The organism is Maribrevibacterium harenarium (assembly GCF_006385675.1).
Taxonomy (GTDB): domain Bacteria; phylum Pseudomonadota; class Gammaproteobacteria; order Pseudomonadales; family Marinomonadaceae; genus Marinomonas; species Marinomonas harenarium.
This window is the reverse complement of record NZ_VFRR01000095.1, coordinates 1-2,617: the sequence shown is the minus strand read 5'-3', so window position 1 is coordinate 2,617 and position 2,617 is coordinate 1. Positions and strand designations below refer to the sequence as shown.

The 2,617-nt window shown below is 49.6% G+C and carries 2 protein-coding genes; both read left to right on the top strand.

All coding sequences use genetic code 11. From position 1 onward, the window contains the following. Positions 1-205: 205 nt before the first annotated feature. Complete coding sequence (gene istA / locus FJM67_RS17170) at positions 206-1,759, top strand: IS21 family transposase (protein ID WP_407943644.1); 1,554 nt, start codon at positions 206-208, stop codon at positions 1,757-1,759. Positions 1,760-1,769: 10 nt separating this feature from the next. After that, on the top strand, positions 1,770-2,516 hold the full coding sequence (gene istB, locus FJM67_RS17165; protein WP_140591914.1) for an IS21-like element helper ATPase IstB: 747 nt from the start codon (positions 1,770-1,772) through the stop codon (positions 2,514-2,516). The last annotated feature ends 101 nt before the right edge of the window (positions 2,517-2,617 follow it).

Here is a 2,617-nt window from a genome sequence, read left to right as displayed (position 1 = left end):
TGCGTATTTCGGGATCATCGAGCCAGCGATTTCGGCATGAGCCAGCCATCCATTTCGGTATCATCTGGCCACTGATTTCGGCATGAGTCGGCCACCCATTTCGGTCTCATCCAGCCACCTGTTTCGGTATCATCCGGCCAGTTTGTTCTTCCTTCGTTTTATGGGCTTTGGCATAACCGTTTTTTAACTGTTTGCCGGAGTAGTCATGACACGTAAAAAGAAAATGGGAAGAACAGATATGCAAACCTATCTGCAGATACTCCGTCTTAAATTCGAAGCACGATTAAGTGATCGTCAAATTGCGCAAGCGTTGAATATCGGTCGTGCCACCATCAGCGCCTTGGTCGCCCGTTTTAACAACTTAGGTCTCAGCTGGCCATTGTCCGCAGACTATTCCCTTGATGCTCTCGACAAGCAGTTGTTTCCAGGGCGGGATTACAAGTCCCAACGGGTGTTGCCATCTTGGGTACAAGTGCATCTTGAGCTTCGACAAAAAGGGGTCACTAAACTGCTACTATGGCAGGAGTACCAAGCTGAACATGGTGCGAGAGCGCTTGGTTATACGCAGTTCTGCGAACATTACCGACGATGGCGCGCTATTCAAAAACGCTCGATGCGACAGCATCACGAGGCCGGCGACAAGCTGTTTATCGACTTCTGCGGGCCAACCGTACCGATTGTGAACCCTAAAACCGGTGAAATACGATGGGCTGCCATCTTCGTAGCCACACTTGGGGCCTCTAATTATACCTATATTGAGGCTTGTAAAGGCCAGGATATGGAATCTTGGCTGATGGCCAACAGCCGCTGCCTGACGTTTTTAGGAGGCGTCCCCGCTTTACTGATACCTGATAACCTCAAAGCCGCCGTTGATAAAGCGGACCGTTATGAACCGATCATTAACGACAATTACAAGGCGCTCGCTAGGCATTATGGCTGTGCACTCATGCCCACACGTCCTCGCAAACCGCAAGATAAGGGTAAAGTCGAATCCGCTGTGCTGATTGTTGAACGTTGGGTATTGGCTCGCCTACGTCATCATATCTTTTACTCTCTAGCCGCTCTAAACCAAGCGATCAGAGAACTAAATATAGAACTCAATCAGCGTCCAATGAAACAGTACAATGGCGCTAGTCGTGAACAGCTGTTTACCTTGCTAGATAAACCTGCATTGCAGCCATTACCGCCTTATGCCTACGAATACACGGACTACCGCATCGCGAAAGTGGCCAAAGACTACCATGTGCAATACGACAATCACTGGTACTCGGTGCCACATCGTTTAGTCGGTGAACGAGTTGAAATCAGTGCAACCCAGACGATGATTAAGGTTTATCATCAAACCAAGTGTGTGTCTCAACACCCTCGTAGCCACAACTCATACCGTCATAGTACAGATGTCGCTCATATGCCGGAAAACCATGCAGCATATCAAGAGTGGAGTCCGGAGCGAATCAGACGTTGGGCCACAGCGATTGGCCCCAATACGTTGGCAACAGTACTCGCGGTAGAAAGAAGCAAAACACATATTGTACAGGCTCAGCGATCGTGCTTGGCCTTACTCAGTGAACAAAAGCGCTATGGAAGTGAACGTCTAGAAAGCGCCTGTACACTCGCATTGAGTCGTCACCAGCCCTACATCCCCGTTATCAAAAAACTACTTAGAAGCGGCGAAGATCTTCGCTTCGGCCATGATGATTCAAATGCGAATGACCCTGGATTGCATGCGAATATCCGCGGATCTCACTACTACCAATGAGGACAACACAATGGACGCGCTACTAATCCAATTACGCCAGCTTAAGCTGGCGGCTATGGCCAATGCACTGGAGCTGCAACGCCAAGCCCCCCACACCTATGCCGAGCTTGGCTTCGATGAACGACTTAGTTTATTGGTTGAGCAAGAGCAACTCTCGCGGGATAACACCCGCCTACAGCGCTTGCGTAAACAGGCTAATTTACGCCTAAAAGCCACTCCAGAGGGGCTACGGTACCCAGCAAAACGGGGCTTACGTGCAGAGCAGATGACACCGTTGTTGCAAGGGCATCATCTGTCCTACCACCAGAACATCTTAATTACGGGGCCCACTGGTAGCGGAAAGACCTACCTAGCTTGTGCGTTAGGGGAACAAGCCTGTCGGCAAAATAAACGTGTTCTGTATTACCGTCTGGGACGATTGCTAGAGAGCCTTAAAATGGGTCATACGGACGGTAGCTATCTTAAACAACTCGTCCAACTACAAAAGGCGGACATGTTGATCTTAGATGATTGGGGCCTAGAAGGATTTAAGGGAAAACAAGTCAGTGACTTACTAGATGTGATTGAAGATCGGTATGAGCAACGCAGCACCGTGATCGTAAGTCAGCTCCCTGTATCAGAATGGTATGGCTTAATGGATAACCCTACGGTTGCAGACGCGCTATTGGACCGAGTGATCCACACTGCCCACCGACTGGAATTAAGCGGGGAGTCGCAGCGTAAAAAAGCGCTGGTTCAGCCGGAAGAAGTCGGGTAAAAAGAAAACGGAAACGAAGATTAGATCAAACTGGCCGGATCACACCGAAACGCGTGGCTGAATGATACCGGAATCGGTGGCCAGACAAACCGAAATACGCA

Excerpts from the sequence above, each read along its gene's own strand:
- istA (WP_407943644.1), top strand. The coding sequence starts at position 206 with ATGACACGTAAAAAGAAAATGGGAAGAACAGATATGCAAACCTATCTG.
- istB (WP_140591914.1), top strand. The coding sequence starts at position 1,770 with ATGGACGCGCTACTAATCCAATTACGCCAGCTTAAGCTGGCGGCTATG.